The organism is Aeromonas piscicola, from assembly GCF_000820005.1.
Taxonomy (GTDB): domain Bacteria; phylum Pseudomonadota; class Gammaproteobacteria; order Enterobacterales; family Aeromonadaceae; genus Aeromonas; species Aeromonas piscicola.
The window spans coordinates 21,866-45,304 of the sequence record NZ_CDBL01000004.1; the positions used below are offsets into that span (position 1 = coordinate 21,866).

At 58.3% G+C, this 23,439-nt stretch carries 20 protein-coding genes and 6 tRNA genes; 3 read left to right on the forward strand and 23 right to left on the reverse strand.

All coding sequences use genetic code 11. The features are described 5' to 3' along the window. Positions 1-76 precede the first annotated feature (76 nt). The 4 genes from msrB to malQ all read right to left on the reverse strand — a co-directional run bounded on the left by msrB (position 77) and on the right by malQ (position 7,110). Positions 77-463 carry a peptide-methionine (R)-S-oxide reductase MsrB gene (gene msrB, locus BN1128_RS00295; RefSeq protein WP_042865590.1) on the reverse strand — a complete coding sequence of 129 codons (387 nt, stop codon included), beginning with the start codon at positions 461-463 and terminating at the stop codon, positions 77-79. 56 nt (positions 464-519) lie between these two features. Further along, positions 520-2,661 carry a glycogen debranching protein GlgX gene (gene glgX, locus BN1128_RS00300; RefSeq protein ID WP_042865592.1) on the reverse strand — a complete coding sequence of 714 codons (2,142 nt, stop codon included), beginning with the start codon at positions 2,659-2,661 and terminating at the stop codon, positions 520-522. Then, positions 2,661-4,838, reverse strand: a complete 2,178-nt coding sequence (glgB, locus tag BN1128_RS00305; RefSeq protein ID WP_042865593.1) for a 1,4-alpha-glucan branching protein GlgB — start codon at positions 4,836-4,838, stop codon at positions 2,661-2,663. The genes glgX and glgB overlap by 1 nt, the downstream gene beginning before the upstream one ends. 82 nt (positions 4,839-4,920) lie before the next feature. Continuing rightward, positions 4,921-7,110 carry a 4-alpha-glucanotransferase gene (gene malQ, locus BN1128_RS00310; protein WP_042865594.1) on the reverse strand — a complete coding sequence of 730 codons (2,190 nt, stop codon included), beginning with the start codon at positions 7,108-7,110 and terminating at the stop codon, positions 4,921-4,923. A 345-nt stretch (positions 7,111-7,455) separates the two neighbouring features. On the opposite strand from malQ, the gene gap reads away from it, so the two are divergent. Together gap and BN1128_RS00320 are read left to right on the forward strand one after the other, a co-directional pair. Next, entirely contained in the window at positions 7,456-8,451 is a 996-nt protein-coding gene (gene gap, locus BN1128_RS00315; protein ID WP_042865595.1) for a type I glyceraldehyde-3-phosphate dehydrogenase, read from the forward strand. Positions 8,452-8,566: 115 nt separating this feature from the next. Then, entirely contained in the window at positions 8,567-9,433 is an 867-nt protein-coding gene (locus tag BN1128_RS00320; protein WP_042865596.1) for a D-hexose-6-phosphate mutarotase, read from the forward strand. A 69-nt stretch (positions 9,434-9,502) separates the two neighbouring features. On the opposite strand, the gene nadA is transcribed toward BN1128_RS00320, so the two are convergent. Then, positions 9,503-10,576, reverse strand: coding sequence for a quinolinate synthase NadA (gene nadA, locus BN1128_RS00325; protein ID WP_042865597.1), 1,074 nt, complete (start codon positions 10,574-10,576; stop codon positions 9,503-9,505). Between the two features lie 141 nt (positions 10,577-10,717). Between nadA and BN1128_RS00330 the strand changes: the two genes are divergently transcribed. Beyond that, positions 10,718-12,823, forward strand: coding sequence for a methyl-accepting chemotaxis protein (locus BN1128_RS00330; protein WP_042865598.1), 2,106 nt, complete (start codon positions 10,718-10,720; stop codon positions 12,821-12,823). A gap of 48 nt (positions 12,824-12,871) precedes the next feature. Here BN1128_RS00330 and BN1128_RS00335 read toward each other — a convergent pair. The 18 genes from BN1128_RS00335 to BN1128_RS25095 all read right to left on the reverse strand — a co-directional run bounded on the left by BN1128_RS00335 (position 12,872) and on the right by BN1128_RS25095 (position 23,109). Further along, positions 12,872-12,947 (reverse strand) — tRNA-Val (locus BN1128_RS00335). 17 nt (positions 12,948-12,964) lie between these two features. Then, positions 12,965-13,040: transfer RNA gene (locus BN1128_RS00340), tRNA-Lys, on the reverse strand. Between the two features lie 23 nt (positions 13,041-13,063). After that, positions 13,064-13,139 (reverse strand) — tRNA-Val (locus tag BN1128_RS00345). 21 nt (positions 13,140-13,160) lie between these two features. Further along, a tRNA-Lys gene (locus BN1128_RS00350) sits at positions 13,161-13,236 on the reverse strand. Positions 13,237-13,295: 59 nt separating this feature from the next. Beyond that, positions 13,296-13,371: transfer RNA gene (locus BN1128_RS00355), tRNA-Val, on the reverse strand. A gap of 30 nt (positions 13,372-13,401) precedes the next feature. Next, positions 13,402-13,477: transfer RNA gene (locus BN1128_RS00360), tRNA-Lys, on the reverse strand. A 174-nt stretch (positions 13,478-13,651) separates the two neighbouring features. Then, entirely contained in the window at positions 13,652-14,452 is an 801-nt protein-coding gene (gene ybgF, locus BN1128_RS00365; RefSeq protein ID WP_042865599.1) for a tol-pal system protein YbgF, read from the reverse strand. Between the two features lie 234 nt (positions 14,453-14,686). After that, the gene (gene pal / locus BN1128_RS00370; RefSeq protein WP_005304908.1) at positions 14,687-15,211 is read right to left on the reverse strand and encodes a peptidoglycan-associated lipoprotein Pal; all 525 of its coding nucleotides are present in this window, start codon (positions 15,209-15,211) and stop codon (positions 14,687-14,689) included. 49 nt (positions 15,212-15,260) lie between these two features. After that, positions 15,261-16,586 carry a Tol-Pal system beta propeller repeat protein TolB gene (tolB, locus tag BN1128_RS00375; protein WP_042865600.1) on the reverse strand — a complete coding sequence of 442 codons (1,326 nt, stop codon included), beginning with the start codon at positions 16,584-16,586 and terminating at the stop codon, positions 15,261-15,263. Positions 16,587-16,668: 82 nt separating this feature from the next. Continuing rightward, positions 16,669-17,835: a cell envelope integrity protein TolA gene (tolA, locus tag BN1128_RS00380; RefSeq protein WP_042865601.1), complete on the reverse strand. Its 1,167-nt coding sequence runs from the start codon at positions 17,833-17,835 to the stop codon at positions 16,669-16,671. Positions 17,836-17,840: 5 nt separating this feature from the next. Further along, the gene (gene tolR / locus BN1128_RS00385) at positions 17,841-18,287 is read right to left on the reverse strand and encodes a protein TolR (RefSeq protein WP_042036135.1); all 447 of its coding nucleotides are present in this window, start codon (positions 18,285-18,287) and stop codon (positions 17,841-17,843) included. Further along, complete coding sequence (tolQ, locus tag BN1128_RS00390; protein ID WP_042036136.1) at positions 18,287-18,976, reverse strand: protein TolQ; 690 nt, start codon at positions 18,974-18,976, stop codon at positions 18,287-18,289. The genes tolR and tolQ overlap by 1 nt, the downstream gene beginning before the upstream one ends. Then, the gene (ybgC, locus tag BN1128_RS00395; protein ID WP_042865602.1) at positions 18,966-19,373 is read right to left on the reverse strand and encodes a tol-pal system-associated acyl-CoA thioesterase; all 408 of its coding nucleotides are present in this window, start codon (positions 19,371-19,373) and stop codon (positions 18,966-18,968) included. The genes tolQ and ybgC overlap by 11 nt, the downstream gene beginning before the upstream one ends. Positions 19,374-19,478: 105 nt before the next feature. Further along, positions 19,479-19,790, reverse strand: a complete 312-nt coding sequence (locus BN1128_RS00400) for a cyd operon YbgE family protein (RefSeq protein ID WP_042865603.1) — start codon at positions 19,788-19,790, stop codon at positions 19,479-19,481. Continuing rightward, positions 19,777-19,893 carry a cytochrome bd-I oxidase subunit CydX gene (cydX, locus tag BN1128_RS24215; RefSeq protein WP_005304933.1) on the reverse strand — a complete coding sequence of 39 codons (117 nt, stop codon included), beginning with the start codon at positions 19,891-19,893 and terminating at the stop codon, positions 19,777-19,779. The genes BN1128_RS00400 and cydX overlap by 14 nt, the downstream gene beginning before the upstream one ends. Before the next feature lie 14 nt (positions 19,894-19,907). After that, entirely contained in the window at positions 19,908-21,044 is a 1,137-nt protein-coding gene (gene cydB, locus BN1128_RS00410) for a cytochrome d ubiquinol oxidase subunit II (RefSeq protein WP_042865604.1), read from the reverse strand. A gap of 12 nt (positions 21,045-21,056) precedes the next feature. Then, the gene (gene cydA, locus BN1128_RS00415; RefSeq protein ID WP_042865605.1) at positions 21,057-22,613 is read right to left on the reverse strand and encodes a cytochrome ubiquinol oxidase subunit I; all 1,557 of its coding nucleotides are present in this window, start codon (positions 22,611-22,613) and stop codon (positions 21,057-21,059) included. Positions 22,614-22,962: 349 nt separating this feature from the next. After that, positions 22,963-23,109, reverse strand: coding sequence for a hypothetical protein (locus BN1128_RS25095; protein WP_156140046.1), 147 nt, complete (start codon positions 23,107-23,109; stop codon positions 22,963-22,965). Positions 23,110-23,439: the final 330 nt, after the last annotated feature.

Consider the following 23,439-nt stretch of genomic DNA (forward strand, 5'->3'; position numbering starts at 1 on the left):
GACGCCGGGCCATGCGCCATAAAAAACGGCGCCCCTGCTGGCAGGGGCGCCGTTTTTTCATGTTCAAACTGGTCACTCAGGCGCCAGGATCGAAATCCAGACTCAGGCTGTTGACGCAGTAACGCTGACCCGTCTCGGTCGGCCCGTCTGGAAAGACGTGACCCAGGTGGGAGCCGCACTGGCTGCAGGTGATTTCCACCCGTTTCATGCCGTGGCTGCTGTCCTCTGTGTAGGTCACTGTGCCCTCGATGGCTCGATCGAACGAAGGCCAGCCACAGCCGGAGTCAAACTTGGCATCCGAGTGAAACAGCACGCTCTTGCAGCAGACACAAAGATAGTCGCCACTCTTGCGGTTGTGCAGCAGAGCGCCGCTGTAGGGCTGCTCGGTGCCTTTCTCCCAGCAGACGCGAAACTGTTCCGCACTCAGCTTGTTGCGCCACTGCTCAGCATTGTTGTTGCTCATACCGACTCCTTGCCATTTATCACGGCGCCCAGCATACCCAGTCAAGCTGCTTTGCTCTACCCCGCCAGCGGGAACTGTGATCCGGTTGGCAACACGGCAGCAACATCAGGCATGGCAACGACCCCCTCTTCGGCCAGCGCCACCGCCGTCAGGGCGACCCGCTCCAGCAACTTGAGGGAGTGGGCCCGGCCAACCGCCACCTGACGCTTGATGTCATCGGGCAGGAAGGGCAGGCCGTCGTTGGTGGCCGTGTCTATGGTCTGGATCCACTCCAGCCCCTCCCCCGGCGGTGGCAGGCGGAACTGGATGTCGTAGTCGCTGGCGTTGAACAGCACGTACCAGCGCTCCCCCTCGCACAGCTGCATGCCGATATCCATGGCAAACGCCTGCCCCATGGGCGCGTGCCAATCCTGATCGGTGAGCTGATGACCATCCGGGTGATGCCAGTTGACCTGATGGCAGCTGGTGGGTGCCCCGTTCCAGCTGTCATCGCTCAGCTGCAGATTGGCGAAGACGGTCGACTCCGCCCGCAGCGCCATCATCTGCTGGGTGAAGGCGAGCAGCCGCTCGTCTTCCGGCCGCCACTGCCAGTTGACCCAGCTTATCTGGTTGTCCTGACAGTAGGCGTTGTTGTTGCCCAGCTGGCTGCGCCCCATCTCATCCCCGGCCAGGAAGTGCGGCGTGCCCTGGGAGAGCAGCAGGGTGGCAATCAGATTGCGCTTCTGCTGCTGGCGCAGGTTGTTCACTCTGGGATCGAGCGTCGGCCCCTCCACCCCGTGGTTGTTGGAGAGGTTGTTGCCGTGACCATCCCGGTTGTCCTCTCCGTTGGCCTGGTTGTGGCGCTGGTTGTAGGAGACCAGATCCTCCAGGGTGAAGCCATCGTGATAGCAGAGGTAGTTGACGCTGGTGTGGGGCGCACGCCAGTTCTTGGGGAAGAGATCCCGTGACCCCACCAGCCGGGTGGCGAAATCCCCCATCTTGCCGGCATCACCACGCCAGAAGGCGCGCACCGTGTCGCGATAGCGGTCGTTGATCTCCAGCCACTGGCTCGGGAACTGGCCGAGTCGATAGCCGAATGGCCCTATGTCCCAGGGCTCGGCAATGAGTTTCACTCGCGCCAGCACGGGATCCGCCATCATGGCTTTGAAGAAGGCCCCCATGGGATCGAACTCCCCCGCCTCCCGCGCCAGGGTCACCGCCAGATCGAAGCGGAAACCGTCCACCTGCATCTCGGTCACCCAGTAGCGCAGGGCATCCAGCACCAGTCGCAGGCTGTTGGGGTGATCCAGGTTGACGCTGTTGCCACAGCCGGTGACGTTGGCATGACGGCCGTAGTCGGGGCCGTGGGCGCCCGCCTCGAAGGCGTAGTAACCCGCATTGTCGAACCCCTTGAACGACAGCATGGGGCCATCGGAGCCGGATTCGGCGGTGTGGTTGTAGACCACGTCCAGTATCACCTCGAGCCCGGCCCTGTGCAGCTCGCGCACCATGGTCTTGAACTCGGTCACCGCCTCCCCCGCTCCGTAGCGTGGCTCGGGGGCGAAGAAGGCGATGGGGTTGTAGCCCCAGTAATTGGTGAGCCCCAGCTGCTCCAGCCTGGGCTCGGACATGAAGGCCGCCACCGGCATCAGCTGCACCGAGGTGATGCCGAGGGACTTCAGATGCTCGAGGATGAGCGGGTGACAGATGCCGAGGTAGGTGCCGCGCAGCTCGCTCGGCACCCCCTGATGCTGGCGGGTGAAGCCCTTGACGTGGGTTTCGTAGATAACGGTGCGCTCTGACGAGATGCCGGGCTTGCCTATCCCCTGCCAGTCGAAGGCATCATCCACCACCACAGACTTGGCCACCATGGCCGCACTGTCGCCCTCATACAGCTTGTCGTCCCAATGGGTCGCCCGGCTGAGCGCCCTGGCATAGGGGTCGATCAGCAGCTTCTGCGGATCGAACAGCATCCCATCCTGGGGCGTGCCATGCACCCGATAGCCATAACGCTGACCGGCCTTGACGCCGCGCACGTAACCGAAGCGATACTGGCCACGGCGGCCGGGCAGCGCCAGCCGGGCCAGCTCCTGCTCCTGCTCGTCGAACAGGCAGAGCTCCACCTTGTCCGATTGCGGGGCCCAGACGCAGAAGTGACAACCCGTCTCATCGAGCAGGGCACCCAGCGGGTGGTCCTGCCCTTTTTCCATTGCAAACATCAAGACTCCTGTTTGATGAACAAGGTCGCGAGCGGCGGCAGATCCAGCACTATGCTGTGCCCCATCCCCTGCCAGGGAGTCGGCTCGGCGACGAAGACCAGACCCACATCATAGTTGCTGCCCCAGTAATGCTCGCTGTCGGTATTGAGCACCACGCGATAGCGGCCGGCGGCCGGCACGCCGAGTCGGTAGGCGATGCGCGGCACAGGGGTAAAGTTGCAGGCCACCATGACAGGATGGGCCCCCTGCTTGTCGGCCCGCAGCCAGGCAAAGACACTGTTGTCGGCGTCGTTGTGATCCAGCCAGCGGAAACCGGTCTGATCATAATCGGCCTGATACAAGGCAGGCTCATGACGATAGAGATGGTTGAGATCGCGGATCAACCGCTGCTGACCGCCGTGCTTGGGGTACTGCAGCAGGTGCCAGGGCAGCTGGGCGTCGTGATTCCACTCGTTGCTCTGGGCTATTTCTGTGCCCATGAAGTTGAGCTTCTTGCCCGGATGGGCATACATGAAGCCCATATAGGCGCGCAGATTGGCCGATTGCTGCCATTCGTCGCCAGGCATCTTGTAGAGCATGGAGTGCTTGCCGTGCACCACCTCGTCGTGGGAGAGCGACAGGATGAAGTTCTCGTCATAGTGGTACACCATGGAGAAAGTCATGTCGTTGTGGTGATAGCGACGGTGAATAGGCTCTTTCTGCATGTAGGTGAGGGTGTCGTGCATCCAGCCCATATTCCACTTGAAGCCAAAGCCGAGGCCACCGAGGAAGGTGGGACGAGACACGCCGGCAAAGGCGGTGGACTCTTCGGCTATGGTCATGGCGTGGGGATACTTGCCGTACACCTCTTCGTTGGTCCACTTCAGCAGACTGATCGCCTCATAGTTGTGGTTGCCACCGTCGACGTTCGGCACCCACTCGCCGGCATTGCGCGAATAATCCAGATAGAGCATGGAGGCGACCGCATCCACCCGCAGGCCGTCGATGTGGAACTTGTCGAGCCAGAACAGGGCGCTCGCCACCAGGAACTGGCGCACCGTATTGCGGCCAAAGTCGTAGATGTAGGAGTTCCAGTCGGGGTGCCAGCCACGGCGCGGATCTTCGTACTCATAGAGCGGCGTGCCGTCAAAGCGAGCCAGACCGTGGGCATCGGACGGGAAGTGAGCCGGCACCCAGTCCAGGATGACGCCTATGCCGGCCTGGTGGCACTGATCCACGAAATATTTGAAGTCATCAGCACTGCCGTAACGGCTGGTAGGAGAGAACATGCCCACCGGCTGATAGCCCCAGGAGCCGCTGAACGGATGCTCGGAGACCGGCAGCAATTCGATATGGGTGTACTCCATCTCCTTGATGTAGGCCACCAGATCCACCGCCAGCTCGCGCCAGCTCAGGCTGTCGCCGTTGGGGTGACGCTTCCAGGAGCCGACATGCAGCTCGTAGATGGAGAGCGGCTGATCCCGCTTGTCATTCTGCTGACTCTCGCGCCAGGCGGCATCCTGCCACTGGTATTGCTCGTGGTCATACACCACTGAGGCGAACGACGGGTACTGCTCGCAGTAGAAACCGACCGGGTCGCTCTTGTGAGGCAGACGATGACCGGCAGGATCCTTGAGTTCAAACTTGTAGCGATCTCCGGCCTTGAGGCCCGGCACGAACAGCACCCAGTGACCACACTGACTGCGCTGCATGGGGTGGCGGCGACCATCCCAGAAGTTGAAATCGCCGATCAGGCTCACGGCGGTGGCGCTCGGCGCATAGACGGCAAAACGCACCCCCTCCACCTGCACGCCAAGGTGCTCCACGCTGCGCAGTTGTGCGCCAAGCGTGTGGTAGATGTTTTCCGGCTGGGAGGTCAGTTCTGCCAGACCGGCCCAACCCGCATCCTGAAACTGGTAGGGGTCGACGAACTCGGCTTTGGCATCGGGATAGTCGGCGAGCAACTGGTAGGGAAAGGGATTCTTGCGGCGGGTGAAAACAGTTTCAAAAAGGCCCGATTCATCGGAGGGCGCCAGGGTGGCAACGATTTTGCCCGACTTGAGATCCCTGACGCGCACCTCGAGGGCATCCGGCAACCAGGCGGTCAGTTTGAGGCCAGGCCCATCCGGGTTGGCCTGCAGGCCTAAATGAGAGAAGGGATCGGCACAGCGGGCAGCAACCAAACGTTCAACGAGCATCGAGATTTCCTTTCATAGCTGAGCATCCGCTCCGGCCAGGGCCGAAGCGGATGTAAGTGAGTCACGTTTTGTCGGCAGTGGCTCAACGACTGGCCTCATCACGGGCCTGGCTCATCTTGCCTGCCAGCGCCTTGAGCGCTTCATTGGCAAAAATATCCTCCAGATCGGTGGACAGCTTGCGACGCCAGTTGGGGTATTCATAACTGGTGCCCGGCACGTTGACCGGCTTGTCCATCTCCAGCCAGTCTTCCAGCTGGGTGCTGAACAGGGCGCAGCTGCCGCGGGACATGTGCAGTTGCAGACCATGGTTGAGCTCGGTGTTCATGCCGACCCAGTTCACGTCATGACTGACGCTGTCAGAGATGACTCCATGAGCGTGCAGGCTGTCGAGGATCCGCTGCTTGGCCTGGTGGCGATCAGCATACAGGGTCTTGAGCACGTCTTCATCCGGATACAATCCCAGCTCGCGACCCAGCGCCAGATCGTCGCAATGCCAGAAGCCCTTGAGGGTCGGCATGTCGTGGGTGGTCAGGGCAGACATCGCCTGCTCGGTGTAGTGAGCGGGGGAGATGAAGCCGCCATCGGCCTTGGAGCGCTCGAAGAAGAACACCTTGTAAGAATGGACGCCGTTCTCTTTCAGGGTCACGTCTATGCCTTCCGGTACAGTCCCCAGATCCTCGCCGATCAGCAGGCACTGATTGCGGTGGGATTCGAGCGCCAGGATCCCCAGCAGATCGTTGACCGGATAATAGATGTAGGCCCCCTTGGCGGCAGACTCTCCGGGCGGCACCCACCACAGGCGCAGCAAGGCCATCACGTGGTCGATGCGCAGCGCGCCGCAGGAACGCATGTTGGCGCGGAACAGATCCACCATGGGCTGATAGGCTGCCTCGAACAGCTGGTTCGGATTCATGGGGGGCAGGCCCCAGTTCTGGCCGAGCGGGCCCAGGATATCGGGCGGCGCACCGACCGAGGCTTTCGGGCAGTAGAGATCCCGATTGGCCCAGATCTCGGTGGAGCCTTCGGAGACGCCCACCGCCAGATCGCGGTAGATCCCCATCACCATGCCGGCCGCCTTGGCGCGGGCATCGGCTTGCGCCAGCTGCTCATCAGCCAGGAACTGCAGGTAGAGATAGAAGTTCACATCCTGGCTGTGCGCGGCCATCCAGGCAGCCACCTCGGGGTTGTGGTAATCCCGCAACTCCTCCGGCCATACCGGCCAGCCCCAGGCGTTTTCGCCCTTGGCATAGAAGTGGGCCTGCAGGGCATCAAATGCCGCCTGCTGTTGCAGACTGTCGCCACCGGCCGCCACAAAGGCATCGAGACTGGCCTGACGCTCGGCACTGAAACTGGCCTGGTCGAACACCTGACGCAGCATGCCGATCTTGGTCTCGATGACGCCGGTATAATCCACATTGCTCTTGGCACGCAGCTCGTTCAGGTGCTGCTGGAAGGCCGGATTGGCTACCTCCGCCTTGAGCCGATCGTTGGCCAGAAACTCGGGCACAGCTTCCACGTTGATATAGGCCACATTGAGCCAGCGACGGGAAGAGGGGCTGTAAGGGCTGGCACTCTCGGGGTTGGCCGGATAGAGGGCATGAATGGGATTCAGACCCACAAAGTGGGCCCCCCAAGCGGCCGCTTTCTCGACCAGCTGGCCGAGATCGCTGAAGTCGCCTATGCCCCAGTTGTGGCGGCTGCGCAGGCAGTAGAGCTGCACGCTAGGGCCCCACACCTTGCGGCCTTCGGCGATGGGAGTCTGCTTATAGCAGGATTTGGGCGCGACGATGAGACGCATGCTGGCAAGTGGCTCATCGTTGCCCTCTTCGAGCAGGGTCAGCTGGTGATAACCAAGCTCTGGCTGTACATCCAGCGCCACGCGATAGGCTTGGCACTCCATCTCTTCGAATTCGGCGACGCCGACCAGCTCACCCTCGATGGGGGTGATTTGACCGGACAACACAGTCCCCTGCTCCAGCATGAGCTGCCAGGTAAGGGCGTCATTGACGAAATCGATGGGCAGACGGACTTCAAGGGTGATGGGCTCACCGCTGCGGACCACCATGACGGGATCCAGCGCGCGCAGCCAATGCTGACGGAGCTCCTCTTCCAGCTGCTCGGTCAGGGCGACCTCGTCATCGACGCGATAACCCATGGCGCCCAGCATGGCGGCCTTGCTCTCTTCGGATACCTGGGCCGGGTGGCCCCAGGCATCAACATACTCACTGGCGATGCCTTTGGCGGCAGCCAGCTGTTCAATCAGGGTGGTCATAGTTTGAGAATTCCCGCTGTGGATTCTATCTATACTATTTTGATTAATTTTTATGGGTGGTACTTGAACAGTGGCTTTTCGGCCATGCTAAACCGCGCACATTTTTACACATCTGCCTGGCTGGTTGTGTGACCGAACAGGCACTATTGTTGATCTCTGTGACGCGAACCAGCCGATGACATTTTCGACAAAAGTTGGTAGTCAGTTACATAAACCGAAAATAAATTTCACAGTTTTTCATGATATAGCGCAATTTCAGACAGATTGTTGGTTGACTCACGGGGGAGTTCTAGTAAATTTACAAACGGAATTTTCTTTGACTACTGAACAGTTAGGTAACCAAATATGACTATCAAAGTAGGTATTAACGGTTTTGGCCGCATCGGCCGTTTCGTCTTCCGTCTGGCCGCTGAGCGTGCTGACATCGAAGTGGTTGGCATCAACGACCTGATCGACGTTGACTACATGGCTTACATGCTGAAGTACGACTCCACTCACGGCCGCTTCAAGGGCACCGTTGAAGTCAAAGACGGCAACCTGGTTGTCAACGGCAAAACCGTACGTGTTACCGCTGAGCGTGACCCGGCCAACCTGAAATGGGATGCCATCGGTGTTGACGTTGTTGCCGAAGCCACCGGTCTGTTCCTGGACGACGCGACTGCTCGCAAGCACATCGCTGCCGGCGCCAAGAAAGTTGTTCTGACTGGCCCGTCCAAAGACGCTACCCCTATGTTCGTCATGGGTGTTAACGACTCTACCTACGCTGGCCAGGACATCGTTTCCAACGCTTCCTGCACCACCAACTGCCTGGCTCCGATTGCCAAGGTTCTGAACGATACCTTCGGTATCGAATCCGGCCTGATGACCACCGTCCACGCTACCACTGCTACCCAGAAGACCGTTGATGGTCCGTCTGCCAAAGACTGGCGCGGTGGCCGCGGTGCGGCTCAGAACATCATCCCGTCCTCTACCGGTGCTGCCAAGGCTGTTGGCGTTGTTATCCCGGAACTGAACGGCAAACTGACCGGTATGGCTTTCCGCGTACCAACTCCGGACGTGTCCGTTGTTGACCTGACCGTCAACCTGAAGAAAGCGGCTACCTACGCTGAAATCTGTGCAGCCATGAAAGCAGCCTCCGAAGGCTCCATGAAAGGCGTACTGGGCTACACCGAAGATCAAGTGGTCTCCACTGACTTCCTGGGCGAGCGTCAGACTTCCGTGTTCGATGCCAAAGCCGGTATCGCGCTGAACGACAAGTTCGTTAAAGTTGTATCCTGGTACGACAACGAAATGGGCTACTCCAGCAAAGTTCTGGACCTGATCGCTCACATCTCCAAGTAATTTGGGATGCGCAATCAAGTAGCTTGAAAAAGGCGGCCATTGGCCGCCTTTTTGTATTCTGGACCGTGGATTTTCCGACCCTCTCTTCTGAATGTGCGCGAGCACAGGAGTCCTCATGCAACCGACACGCTCTCTGACTGCCCACTGTACCCTCAGCCACAATGCGGCTGGTCAGCCCCTGCTCACCATCGACAATGGCGATGCCAAGGCCGAGATAAGCCTGTTTGGCGCCCATGTGTTGCGCTACCAGCGCCACGGCGAACCCGCCTCGATCTGGCTCAGCGACAAGGCCGTGCTGGATGGCAGCAAGCCCATCCGCGGCGGCATTCCCATCTGCTGGCCCTGGTTTGGCCCGGCCCCCGCCCGTGTCGGCAGCGGCAAACCGTCCCACGGTTTCGCCCGCACCAGCCTCTGGACCCTGGACGGCGTCTCCGATCACGGCGATGGCACGCTCGTCCATCTGTCTCTGCGTGACAACGACGCGACCCGCACCATCTGGCCCCACCCCTTCGAACTGGAACTGGACGTCCTGGTCGGCAAGGAGCTCTCGCTGGTGCTGACCACTCGCAACACGGGCAAAGCCCCCGTCGCCTATAATGCCGCCTTGCACACCTATCTGCAGATAAGCGCCCCAGAGGCTGTCAGCGTGACCGGGCTGGGCGAGCCTTACGCCGACAAGCTGACCGGCCAGGATGCGCAGCAACAGGGCGCTCTGACGCTCACAGCGGCCATTGATCGGGTCTACCACCAACCTGAGGCCATGATCCGGGTTCAGGATCGCGATCGCACTACTCAGGTGGTCAGCGGCAACCACGACAGCATTGTGGTCTGGACCCCCTGGCTGGAAGGCGCCACCGCCATGGCTGACATGAGCGACGACGGCTACCGCACCATGCTCTGTGTCGAAGCGGCCATCACGGCCGAGGCTGGTGTAGTCATTGCGCCGGATGAAGAGCACAACCTCTCGACCGTGATCCTCTGATCTTCACGGCCCCCATAACGAAAGAGGGCACCCAACGGGTGCCCTCTTCACATCTCATGCCCCAATAGATCAGGCATTGCCCTGGGTCTTGAGCCTGAGCTCGGCGGCAAAATCGAGCATGCGATCCAGCGGGATCAGCGCCTTCACCCGCAGGGCTTCATCCACCAGGATTTCGTGACGCTCGGCGCCATCGGTCAACGCCTCCTTGATCGCCACCAGGCCATTCATCGCCATCCAGGGACAGTGGGCGCAGCTACGGCAGGTGGCACCATCGCCACCGGTCGGCGCCTCGACCATCTCCTTGTCCGGACAAGCCTGCTGCATCTTGTAGAAGATGCCGCGATCGGTCGCCACTATCAGCTTCTGCTGGGGCAGCTCTTTGGCCGCCTTGATCAGCTGACTGGTGGAGCCCACCGCATCGGCCAGCTCGATGACGGAAGCCGGAGATTCCGGGTGCACCAGCACAGCCGCATCCGGGTTCTGCTCCTTCAGCTCGCGCAGGGCTTTGGCCTTGAATTCGTCATGGACGATGCAGTGGCCCTGCCAGCGCAGCATCTGGGCACCCGTCTTCTTCTCGATATAAGCGCCCAGGTGCCTGTCCGGGCCCCAGATGATCTTGTGACCCTGGCTGTCGAGATGCTCGACTATCTCAAGCGCAATGCTGGAGGTCACCACCCAGTCTGCCCGCGCCTTCACCGCTGCCGAGGTATTGGCATAGACCACCACTATGTGGTCGGGATGAGCATCGCAGAAAGCCGAGAATTTATCGATGGGACAACCCAGATCGAGGGAACACTCGGCCTCCAGGGTCGGCATCAGCACCCGCTTGTGAGGACTCAGGATCTTGGAGGTCTCCCCCATGAAACGCACCCCGGCCACAATCAGGGTCTGGGCGGCGTGATCCCGGCCAAAACGGGCCATCTCGAGGGAGTCACCGACAAAACCACCGGTGGCCTCGGCCAGCGCCTGGATCTCGGGATCCGTGTAGTAGTGGGCAACCAGCACGGCCTGACGCTCTTTCAGCAGTGCCTTGATGTCTGCGATCAGGGTCGTTTTCTGCTCGGCGGTCAGCGGGGCTGGTTTGACCGGGAACGGGTAGTCCATCTCGACCACCGGAGGGATATTGCTCAGTGCATTGCTCATTGCGACTGTTCCATCAAGGCTTGGAAAGGCAAAAATTATAACCAGAAGCCGCGCACAAACCCATCAACAAATCCTGTGCTACGCAAGTGTCCGAATATACTCAAGTAATTCGTTGTCATTCTTGCCAAAAGGAGTTGTCGAATGAAACAACGCTCGCTCAAAACCAAGCTGCTGCTGCTCACCATGGGGCTCTTCCTGTTCAGCGGCATCGCCATGACGCTGATACAGTCCTCCTCCCTGCAATCACTGCGCAGCAACATCATGAACCAGACCCGCCAGGCGCTGGAACAGGAGGTTTCCCGCACCCTGCAGTTCCAGGCCGAGCGCTACGCGGTGCAGATAGCCGCCTTGCTGCAGCAGTCCTATCAGGTGCCGCTGGGGATAGCCGCTCAGCTTGAGGGCAGCATGGCCCAGTCGGATCGCATCCTCTCCCGCCCCCAGGTCGAGACCCTGCTGGGCAGTCGCTTGCAGCAGGCGAGCGGCATCAGCTCCATCTATGCCCAGTTTGAGCCCAATGGCTACGATGGCCAAGATGCCACCTGGCCGTCCGGCGCATCCCATTCAGTCCCCAACAAGGGCAGCCTGGAGATCTACTTCGTTCGCGATCAGGGCGGGAAAGTGTCGCAACAGCAGGTGGACGCCGCAGCCAGTGACGCCAAGTACGATACCTCGGTCAACGAATTCGGTATTCGCAACAGCGAGTGGTACTTGTGTGGTCGCGATACCCGTCGACCCTGTCTGATGGAACCCTACCTCTACGAGATAAGCCCGGGCAACCAGATGCTGATGACCAGCCTGACGGTGCCCATCCTCAAGGAGGGCAAGTTCGTTGGCATAACTGGTGTCGACATGAACTTGCCCATTTTCCAGCAACTGGCAGAAAGTCTGGGTAAAAGCCTGTATGACAACCAGGCCGACGTAACGCTGGTCAGCAAGCTGGGGCTCATCGTCGGCAGCAACCGTTACGCCGACAAGCTGGGCCGCCCGCTGACGGAGGCAGGGCTGACCGCGCCAACCGGACAAACGCTGAATACCGACACCGATTTCATCTTGCAGCAACCAGTGCGGATCGAGGCGGCCGATACCCAGTGGTGGCTGCTGATCAAGGTGCCCAAGGCGCTGGCCCTGAGTCAGGCCAACACCATCAGCAACCAGCTGGGCGACCTGCTGCAAGCCGCCCAGCAACAACAGCTGATTGCCGTCACCATCATCACCCTGCTGGCGCTTGGGCTGCTCATCTGGTTTATCCAGACCATCACGGCCCCGCTGTCGCTCATCAGCCGCCACGTCGCCCACCTTTCCAGCAACGAGGGGGATCTGACCCAGCAGATGCAGGTAGACACTCATCAGGAGCTGATCGAACTGGCCGGCCAGCTCAACGCCTTTCTTGGCAAGCTGCGTGGCATGGTGCAGGGCAGCAAGCAGATTGGACAGCAAGTGCGCCAGCAGGCACAGGGGATGAAGCAGACGGCCGACACCATGCGCGCCAGCCTGGATGAACAGAGCATAGAACTGGAGAGCGTGGTCAGCGCCATGCATCAAATGAGCACCACTGCTGTCAGTGTGGCGGGTTATGCGGAGCAGGCCGCCCAGGAGTCGGAGGCAGCCACCCATCACATCAACACCGCCCAGCAGACCCTGAGCCGCGCTCGTACCGAGATCCATACGCTAGTCGAGGACATGCACCAGGCCGACAAGGCGGTGGCCCAGGTGGCCCAACGCAGCACCAATATCAGCCGCATTCTGGATGTGATCAGAGCCATCGCCGAGCAGACCAACCTGCTGGCGCTCAATGCGGCCATAGAGGCGGCGCGGGCGGGAGACATGGGACGAGGCTTTGCGGTGGTGGCAGACGAAGTCCGGGCGCTCGCCACCAAGACCCGCGAGTCCACCGACGAGATAGGCCAGCTCATCGGCAGCCTGCAAACCGAGGTGAGCAGCAGCCAGCAGCTGATGAGCACAGGCATCACCCGTTCGGCCAGTACGGTCGAGGGCACGGAGCAGGCCTTCGAAGCACTCAACCGGGTGGTCGCCCAGATCCAGCAGATCCACGATCACATCAGCCAGGTCGCCACGGCGGCCGAGCAGCAGAGTGCCGTCAGCGACGACATCAACCAGAACCTGATGCGCATTGGTGATGCCGCCACCACCCTGGGACAGGAGGCCAGTGCCAGCCATCGCCTGAGCGAGGAGCTGGAGCAGGCCTCTGGCGCCCTGGCAACCCAGCTGGATCGTTTGAGAACCTGATGAGAAACAGCCATAAAAAAAGCCCGCATCGTTGCGGGCTTTTCGATCTGGTGGTCGTTACTGGGATCGAACCAGTGACCCCCTCCTTGTAAGGGAGGTGCTCTCCCAGCTGAGCTAAACGACCTGGGATTCTTGAAATGATGGTGGGTCGTGCTGGATTCGAACCAGCGACCAATTGATTAAAAGTCAACTGCTCTACCGACTGAGCTAACGACCCATCTAAATCATTTTTTTACAAACTGGTGGTCGTTACTGGGATCGAACCAGTGACCCCCTCCTTGTAAGGGAGGTGCTCTCCCAGCTGAGCTAAACGACCTGGGAATGCTTGTTGCCAAACTGGTGGGTCGTGCTGGGTTCGAACCAGCGACCAATTGATTAAGAGTCAACTGCTCTACCAACTGAGCTAACGACCCCCACCTTCTGCCTGGCACTGTTCGCCTTCGGCAAACAGTTTCAACTCTACTCACAAAACTGGTGGTCGTTACTGGGATCGAACCAGTGACCCCCTCCTTGTAAGGGAGGTGCTCTCCCAGCTGAGCTAAACGACCTGGGAATTCTGTCTCCACCTGGTGGAGAAATGGTGGGTCGTGCTGGATTCGAACCAGCGACCAATTGATTAAAAGTCAACTGCTCTACCGACTGAGCTAACGACCCTCACCACGACCAGGACCGGCTGCAATACTGCACCGGCTCTGACGGCGGCCTATATTACGGATTTATCATCCTGGCGCAATAGAAAATTCTTAAATTCAATCTGATTGTTCACTGCGCATACAAAGCGGGGCCGTATTTACAAGACTGTTACGAAAACAGTGACATACGGCAATGCTACAACTTGCTCAGACTCTGCTTGGCCAACTGGGCCGGCGAGGTATTGGGATAGCCCTTGATCACCTGCTCATAGAAGGTCTTGGCTTCCGCTTTCTTGCCATCTAGCTGTGCCAGCATACCCAGCTTCAGCAGGGCATCGGCCCGCTTGGGAGACTTGCTGAACTTGTTCGCCACGGTAGAGAACTGGGCCGCGGCACCGGTTCTGTCACCCTTGTTGAACAGCAGCTGACCGAGCCAGTAGTGGGCATTCGGCACATAGCCCGAGCTTGGGTACTGCTTGATGAACCCTTCGAAGGCGGGAATGGCCTTGTCGTAGTTCTTGTCCTTCAGCACCATGTTCACGGCCGCATCATAGGCCTGATTTTCATCCAGATTGGCGGAGTAGTTGGCCGCAGCAGCCGGGGCTGCGCTCGCACCGGCCACCGGTGTGGCGGGGGCAGCGGCAGGCTGGCTATTGGCCACCTTGTCGAGCTCCTGGTAGAGCTGGCGCTGACGCTCTTGCGACTGCTCCATCTGGTAGGTTTGCTGCTCCAGCTGGCCGCGCAGTTCGGAGACCTCCCCTTGCAGGGAATCCACCTGTTGCTGCAACTCGGCTTGCAGGCGCAGACGGGCATTGAGGGTGCGCTCCAGCAAGGCGACCCTGTCTTCCAGGCTGCCTGTGGGCATGATGGCGCCATTGTTGCCGCTGAGGGCCACGCTACCACCGCCACTGAGATCGCTCACGGGCGCAGCCGCCTGAGCGCTCAGTGCAACTAACACTGCCATCACAAGAGTTGCTTGCTTGTACACAGATTTCATTCGGATCAAACCTTAGCGTTTAGTGCAAATAAAACGGCCATCGCAATAGTCGCTTACTTATACACAAATTTCATTCGGATCAAATCGGTAGCCTCGGTGTATATAAAACGGCCATCACAATAGTCGCTTGTTTATACACAAATTTCATTCAGATCAAACCGGTAGCTTCAGTGTAAATAAAACGGCCATCGAAATGGCCGCTTGCATATACACGAATTTCATTCGGATCAAACCTTAGTAAACCAGAACCGCACGGCGGTTTTTGGCAAAGGCATCCTCGGTATGAGACATATCCAGCGGCTTCTCTTCGCCATAGCTGACGATGGAAAGCTGCTCGGCCTGCACACCCAGGGTTTGCAGATACTTGGCTACAGCCTTGGCACGACGCTCGCCCAGCGCGATGTTGTATTCCGGAGTACCGCGCTCATCGGCGTGGCCTTCGATCAACACCTTGACGGACGGACGCTCACGCAGGTAGCTGGCGTGTGCATCCAGCAGATCAGCGTACTGACCCTGAATGTCATAACCATCAAACGGGAAGTAGATCACGTTGTCGCGTTGCAGTGCTTCGAACTTCTGACGCATCTGCTCTTCCGGGGACAACATGCCGTTTGCGCCACCGGTTTGTACACCGCCCATGCCGTCGGTCATGCCTGACTCGGCGCCTGCGGCGTCGGAATCAGAAGAGGAGCTACAAGCGGCCAGGGTGAACAGTGGCAGTGCGATGGCCAAACCCTTGAGCAGTTTATTGAGTTGCATGCTATTTCCTTAAACCTTTATAACAAAACAAAAAACAATCGAATTTTTATCAATTCAAGAAGGGCGACCAAGCTGGTGCACGAATTTCACCGCTACTGGTCGGAAGCACAGCCTTGAAGCGACCATCGGTCGATACCAACGCCAGACTCTTGCGACCTTGATAGATGGTGGCATAAATGATCATGCTGCCATTGGGAGCCACACTTGGCGACTCATCCAGAGCACTCTGGGTAAGGACCAACAGGGCATTGTTTTCCATGTCCTGACGGGCAATACGGTATTGTCCCTGAACACGGGTCACCATCACCATGATTTTGCCATCAGGAGTAATGGATGCACCCTGGTTGGATTCACCTTCCCACGTCATCCGGTGAGTCATACCAGTCGCCAAATTTACGCTATAAATCTGGGGTTTGCCACCACGTTCAGAGGTGAACAACAAACTTTGCCCGTCCGGCATCCAGGAGGGTTCGGTGTCGATCACCCGGCTGGTGGTGACTCTGGTCAGCTGCTTGCTAGCGACATCAATCACATAGAGGTTCGGTGAACCATCTTTGGAGAGAACGATAGCCAAGCGACGACCATCCGGAGACCACTCAGGCGCCCCGTTAATACCACGGAAACTGGAGATCAGACTGCGCTGCTGGGTGTAGATATCCTGCACATAGATTTCGGACTTCTGGTTCTCGAAGCTCACGTAAGCCAGCTTGCTGCCATCCGGCGACCAGGCCGGAGACATCAACGGCTCGCGGGAGCGCAGCAGGGTCTTCTCGTTGTAACCATCGTAGTCGGCGATGCGCAGCTGGTACGGGAACTGGGTCCCCTGTTGCACTGAGACGTAGGCCAGACGGGTCAGGAAGGCGCCACGTTCACCGGTCAGACGCTCATAGACGATGTCGGAGATGCGGTGGGCAAACTGGCGCATCTGGGCACCCGGAATGGTCGCCATGCGGCTATCCAGGATATAACCATTGCTCTCGCCGCCCTGGGTCTTGGCCAGCTGGCCCTTCAGCACGTCGACCAGCTCGAAGTTGATCTTGTAAGTGCCGTCGCCGACAGCCGAAATAGAACCCACCACCACGGCTTCAACCCCTTGGGACGCCCAGGGAGCGAAGTTGATCTCGCCACTGGAGCTCGGGGTCTGCGGCATCTGGCCACGGGCCAGCGGTTTGAACTTGCCACTGCGCATCAGATCGTTGGAGACCACTTCCGCGATGTCCTGCGGCAGTTGCCCGTTCCCTTCCCACTTGAAGGGGGCGACGGCAATGGGACGTGCGCTATCAATACCGCCGGTGATGACGATGTCCAAGGCCGCCTGGGCACTCTGGCCCAGCAACAAACAGCCAACCAAAGCAAAAAATACTTTTCTGATCATGGCTTAAATACTCGGTTCCAATAAAAATGAGAGGTTAAATTCCTTTCTCAGCAAGACGCTGCCTGACCCCGTTTTATCATGCTTAGATGCTAGGTTCTAACTTGAGGTTGAACTCCTTCAACATCTCGAATGCCGCAGGATCCTTCGGCACTGGCAGTTGATTGGCCTTCAATACCGCCGCTTTGCCGGAACGGCATACCGCCGGGTCACCCTGGCCGTTATCTACCGATATGACAAAGCCTGTGCTGGCAAGACGTACGCCGATAGTACATGTTTTACCCCGCATGGTGGGATCCAAAATCATGTAGCGCTCGACCGTGGCCTTGATCAGCGCGGCATATTTATCGACCTCGCCCTGCGCCTGCGCCGATGCGGCCTGACTGCGAGCATTGGCCTCAGCCGACAGCTGCTGCTGCATCATGTCTTCCATCTCTTTTTGCAGCTTGGCCTCCTCGGCTGCCTTGCGCTTGCGCTCCGCCGCTATCTTGGCTTTCTTGTCAGCCTCGGCCTTGGCCTTCTTCTCTGCGTCAGCTTTTGCCTTCTTGGCGGCCTCTTCCTTGGCCTCCTTGGCTTTCTTGTCCGCTTCAGCCTTGGCCTGTTTCTCGGCCTCTGCTTTGGCTTTCTTGTCCGCCTCGGCCTTGGCTTTCTTCTCAGCCTCCTGCTTGGCCTTCTTGTCGGCTTCCGCTTTCTTGGCTGCCTCCGCCTTGGCCTGCTTCTGTTCGGCCTCTTTCTTCTCTTCCTGTTCCTTTTTCTTCTTCAGCGCCAGCGCCTTGCTCTCGGCCTCTGCCGCTTTGCGCTCAGATTCCGCCTGCTTGGTTTTGTTTTCTTCCAGCTTGCGGGCTTCCTCGGCCTTCTGGGCCTTCTCTTCCGCCTGCTTCTGTTCGGCTACCTTCTTTTGCTTCTCGGCCTCTGCCTTGCGGGTCGCCTCTTCGGCTTCCTTGCGCTTGGTTTCAGCGATGCGCAGCCGCTCCTGCTGCTGGGCCAGCTCACGCTTGGCGATGTCCGTGTCTTCCTTGTCCTTCTCTTTCTCTACCTTCTGAGGCTTGGGTTGAGATTTCTGCTGCTGGATCTGCTTGGCCTGCTCGTTGAGGAAGTTTTCGTCGAGCATGACGGCATTGACGATCTGCCCCTTCGACTCTGGCCGCTTCGGTTTGCTGAAGTCGACCCCGACCAGCAAAATGATGCCGATGATCAGGTGCAGCAGCAGCGACGCGATGAGATAACCGGAAATACCACGCTTCACGTCCATCTCCGTCAGTTCACCGGATCTGTCATCAGGCCAACCTGAGGCACGCCCGCATTCTTGAGGGCCACCATCAGCAGGATCACCTCTTCATAACGCACGGACTTGTCACCGGCCACCACCACGGGGGCGTTCTGGTTGATGGCCAGATAGCCCATGGCTTTCTCGGTGATGTATTGCTGCATCGCCTCGGGCGTGCCGCTCGGCACCGGCTCATCATCGGCCTCACCGGCCTTGATGACGTACTCGCCTTCGGTGTTGACGCTGACGATGAAGGGCGGCTTGGCATCTTCCGGCAACTGCTCGGATTCCGCCTGCGGCAGGTCAACCTTGACCCCTTGCGTGATCACGGGCGTCACCGCCATGAAGATGATAAGCAGCACCAGCATGACGTCGATATAGGGAACCACGTTGATCTCGCACACCTTCTTGCGCCGGATCCGCTGATAGGTTTGCATTACTGATCACCCTGCTGCTGTGCAATCTGACGGTTCAGTATGGTGGTGAACTCGTCCATGAAGTTGGCGTAGGCGTTCTCCAGCTTTTCTACCTTGTTGGTAAACCGGTTATAGAAAATAACCGCGGGAATGGCTGCAAACAGGCCCATGGCGGTGGCGATCAGCGCCTCCGCGATACCCGGTGCCACCATCTGCAGAGTAGCCTGCTGCACCTGACCCAGGGCGATAAAGGCGTTCATGATACCCCATACGGTACCAAACAGACCGATATAGGGGCTGATGGAACCGACGGTCGCCAGCACTGGCAGGTTGGATTCCAGCTCGTCCACCGCACGGGAAAGCGATACCCGCATGGCACGATAGGTACCGTCCATCACCGCATCCTGGCCGCGAGCGCCGGCCTTGAGCAGGCGGGCATACTCCTTGAAGCCGGAATAGAAGATGTCTTCCATGCCTTCGATGTCATCGCGGCGGGAAGATGACTCCTGGTAGAGACGGTTGAGGTCGACCCCGGACCAGAAGCGGTCTTCAAACTGCTCCGATGCGATATTGGCCGCCTTGATGACCTTGGAGCGTTGGAAGATCAGCGCCCAGGAGACAACCGACATACCCATCAGGGTCATCATGACCAGTTTTACCAACAGGCTGGCTTGCCAAAACAGGCCAATAAACGAAATTTCAGCGTGCACTTAACAGCACTCCCTTCACATTTTCAGGTATTGCAACAGGTTTCATATGCAGATGACTGACACAGGCTATCTGTACCATGGCCTGGGTGATCAGTCGTCCATCAGCCGCCAGGATCCGTTGTGAGAAGCGCATGGATGCACGTTTCACTTCAGTCACTTGCGTTAACACAGTCAAAAGCTCATTAAAACGGGCCGCCGAGCGGAAATCGATCTCTGTTCGACTCACCACAAACGCGAATCCGGCTTGCAGCAAGACATCCTGTTCGATGCCGCCGCTGCGCAGAAACTCGGTGCGAGCACGTTCCATAAACTTGAGATAATTGGCGTTGTAGACGATGCCCCCGGCGTCCGTGTCTTCGTAGTAGACACGCACCGGAAACTCAGAGACTTCCCCCATAAAAATCTGTGATCCATTCGACAGTCAGATGGGGGGCTATCATAGCGCAGGGCTGAATAGGAAAGAAGCAGGGGGAGACAGGGAAATCCTGCCTCCCCCCGTTTTTTATGAAAGGAAATAGCCTTGAGTCAACCAGAGCCCATATAACAAACTGGGCCAAGCGAGCCAGGGGCAAAACAGCACGCGGCCGATGAGGCTGCGGGGATGGAATCCCAGCCCGTGCATCACGCCGCAACAGACCGCCCACATCAGCCAGGGCGCGAGCAACAGCCCATGCTCACTGGTGTTGGCGGCCACCAGGTTGGGGGCCTGCAAAATAGCGACGGCCAACAGGGCCGCCGCTACCAATATCAACCCCTGCCAGGGTTGGCGCTCCAGAGGAGCCGCCAACCGGGCGAGTCGATCACTTGTTTTCATCGATCTGACGATCCATGTTCTCGGTGTGTTCCAGCCAGAGCGCATTGATGATGCCAAACGCACAAGCCAGCAGCAGACCCAGGATCCAGGTGAAATACCACATATCAGGGCACCTTCTTAGTAGAGCGATTGTTGGTTGTCTTCGATGTGCTTGTTGCTCACCCGGCCAAACATCTTGATGTAGGTCCAGATGGTGTAAGCCAGCACAGTCGGGACGAAGATGGCCGCGACCACTGTCATCACCTTGAGGGTGTTGAAGGAGGCGGTGGCATCCCACATGGTCAGACTCTGCGATGGCTCCAGGCTGGACGGCATGATGAAGGGGAACATGGAGAAGCCCGCCGTCAATATGATGCCCGCAATGGCCAGGGAGGAGCACAGGAATGCCAGCCAGCCCTTGCCAATCTTGGCAGCGGCAGCCGTCAGCACGCACATCGCCAGACCCAGCGCGGGAGCGATCATCATCCAGCTATAGAGGCTGTAGTTCTGCATCCAGGCACCGGCCTGCACCACGACCTCCTTGTGCAGGGGGTTGGTCACGGCATCGGTCGCGGCGCCGCTGACCACCACATAACCGTCCATGCCACTGACCCAGACACCGGCCAGCGCGAAGGTGACCAGCGTCAGCAGGGAGAAGATCATGGCAGCGGTACGGGAACGAGCCAGCACCTCACCCTCGGTCTTCATCATCAGCCAGGTAGCGCCCTGGGTAACAATCATGAACAAGCTCACCAGACCGGCCAGCAGACCGAACGGATTGAGCAGGCCGAAGAAATTGCCGTGATAGGTCAGCATCAGGAACTGGTTGAAGCTGAACGGCACACCCTGCAGCAGGTTGCCAAAGGCGACCCCGAAGATGACGGGAGGAACGGCACTGCCGATGAACAGGGCCCAATCCCAGTTGGTACGCCATTTGGCGTCTTCACGCAGGGAACGGTACTTGAAACCGACCGGACGGAAGAAGAGCGCCATCAGGGTCAGTATCATAGCGATGTAGAAGCCGGAGAAGGCCGCCGCATACACTATGGGCCAGGCCGCGAACAGGGCTCCGCCCGCCGTGACCAGCCATACCTGGTTGCCTTCCCAGTGCGGGCCCATGGTGTTGAGCATCACCCGACGCTCCACATCCTTCTTGCCGACGAAGGGGAGCAGTGCGCCCACCCCCATATCGAAACCGTCGGTGATGGCGAAACCGATCAGCAAGACACCGACCAGCACCCACCAGACCAGACGCAACATTTCGTAATCAAACATGGGTTACTCTCCTTATGCCTTGCTCTGTTCGAAGTGGTACTTGCCCGTCTTCAGGCTGCTTGGGCCCAGACGCGCATACTTGAACATCAGGTACATCTCTATGATGAGCAGCACCGTGTAGAACAGGCAGATCCCGATCAGGGAGAACCAGATCTCGGACGCAGGCACGTTGGATGCAGAGACAGAGGTCGGCAGCACTTCGGCTATGGTCCAGGGCTGACGGCCATATTCCGCGACGAACCAGCCGCATTCGATGGCGATCCAGGGCAGCGGGATACCCCACAGCAGCGCCTTGAGCAGCCATTTGCGCTCACCGATCTTGTGGCGAGTGCTGTCATAGAAGGCCAGGCCGATCAGCAGCAGCATCAGCATGCCGCAGGCAACCATGATGCGGAAGGCGAAGAACAGCGGTGCAACCTGCGGGATGGAGTCATCCACGGCAGCCTTGATCTGTTCGTCGGTCGCGTCGGTCACGTTGTTGGTGTAACGCTTGAGCAGCAAACCGTAGCCCAGATCCTGCTTCACTTCATCGAAGCGGGCACGGGTATCGTCGGACTTGTCGCCGGATTGCAGCTTGGTCAGCAGGTCATAGGCGGTCATGCCGTTGCGCACGCGCAGCTCATGCTCGCTCTTCAGATCCTTGAGGCCGGTCACCTGGCCATCCAGGGAACGGGTGGCGATGATGCCGAGCGCATACGGGATCTTGATGGCGTAATCGGTGCGCATCTCTTCCTGGTTCGGGATACCGAACAGGGTAAAGGATGCAGGAGCCGGTTCCGTGTTCCACTCGGCCTCGATGGCCGCCAGCTTCACCTTCTGCACTTCACCCGTCTCGTAGCCGGACTCGTCACCTAGGATCAGCACAGAGAGGATGGAGGCCATACCGAAGGCCGCTGCGATGGCGAAGGAGCGACGGGCGAAGGCCACATCACGATTCTTCAGTAGGTAATAGGAAGAGATGCCCAGCACGAACATGGCGCCCGTGGTATAGCCGGCCGCGACCGTGTGGACGAACTTGACCTGGGCAACCGGGTTGAACACCAGTTCGGCGAAGCTCACCATCTCCATCCGCATGGACTCGAAGTTGAACTCGGCACCGACCGGGTTCTGCATCCAGCCGTTGGCGACCAGGATCCAGAGGGCGGAGAGGTTGGTCCCCAGCGCCATCAACCAGGTCGAAGCCAGATGTTGACGCTTGGTCAGGCGATCCCAACCAAAGAAGAACATGCCGACGAAGGTGGATTCCAGGAAGAAGGCCATCAAGCCTTCGATGGCCAGCGGGGCCCCGAAGATATCGCCGACATAGTGGGAGTAATAGGCCCAGTTGGTACCGAACTGAAACTCCATGGTCAGCCCTGTGGTAACCCCGAGGGCGAAGTTAATACCAAACAACTTGCCCCAGAACTTGGTCATGTCCCGGTAGACAGGGTTGTTGGTCATCACATAGACAGATTCCATGATCGCCAGAATGAAGGCCATTCCGAGCGTCAGGGGTACAAACAGGAAGTGATAAAGGGCCGTCGCAGCGAATTGGAACCGCGATAGGTCTACCACATGCTCAGCAATCATGATGTTTCCTCACCGATTATTGGCACGGCTATTTTAAGTTTTAAGGACAAAGCTTCCGTTGGAAGTCCCCGAATGATCGGTCACGCTCCAGTTTGCACTGGCGACCGGATTCGACTGCTACCAGCATTAACAACAAGGCAATACACAGGAACAAAAAAAGCTAATGTTTAACAATTGCAAAACAATCAGACTTGCTTTATTCCCGCCCATAATGACCGATGTTTTATATCACCTTTATTTGATTGAAATCAATGTAAAACCATCACCAATACATGCCTTTCAAAGGCATTTTCACGTCGCGTTCCATTTAATTTGGAGAGCTGCGTCACAAAAAACACTAAATCGCAAATCATTGATTTAAATCAAATTTAATATCATCACCAATAAGTGACGCTTCTGTTAAAAAACAACGTTCAAGCGGATTTTCATAATGTTTCCCTACCCTTGGCAGCCCGCCGCTAAATCCAATTAAAAACCAGTAAAAACGCATGTTCATGCTAATTCGACAACCCAAACAAATGATTAGTTAATCTAATCTGATATGGGTAATTTTTCTTGTTTGTCCGAGTCCGACAGAGCTCCTACAATGCGCCTCGCAGTGAGGGCATACCCTTGGATACAGGCCGGTCAATCTGGGTTCCCGGTACGTATTCGATGAACATTTCGAACCTGTCTATTGGAATTTAAGATGAAAAAGTTTGTTGCTAAAACCATCCGTTACTACAAGCTTTCGTTCGTTCAGCTCTATCAAATGAACCGACTCTGAGGTCTCGCGACGGCTCCTCTGTTTTTTTCCGGTCTGTGTCCAGACGCACTCACTGTCTGT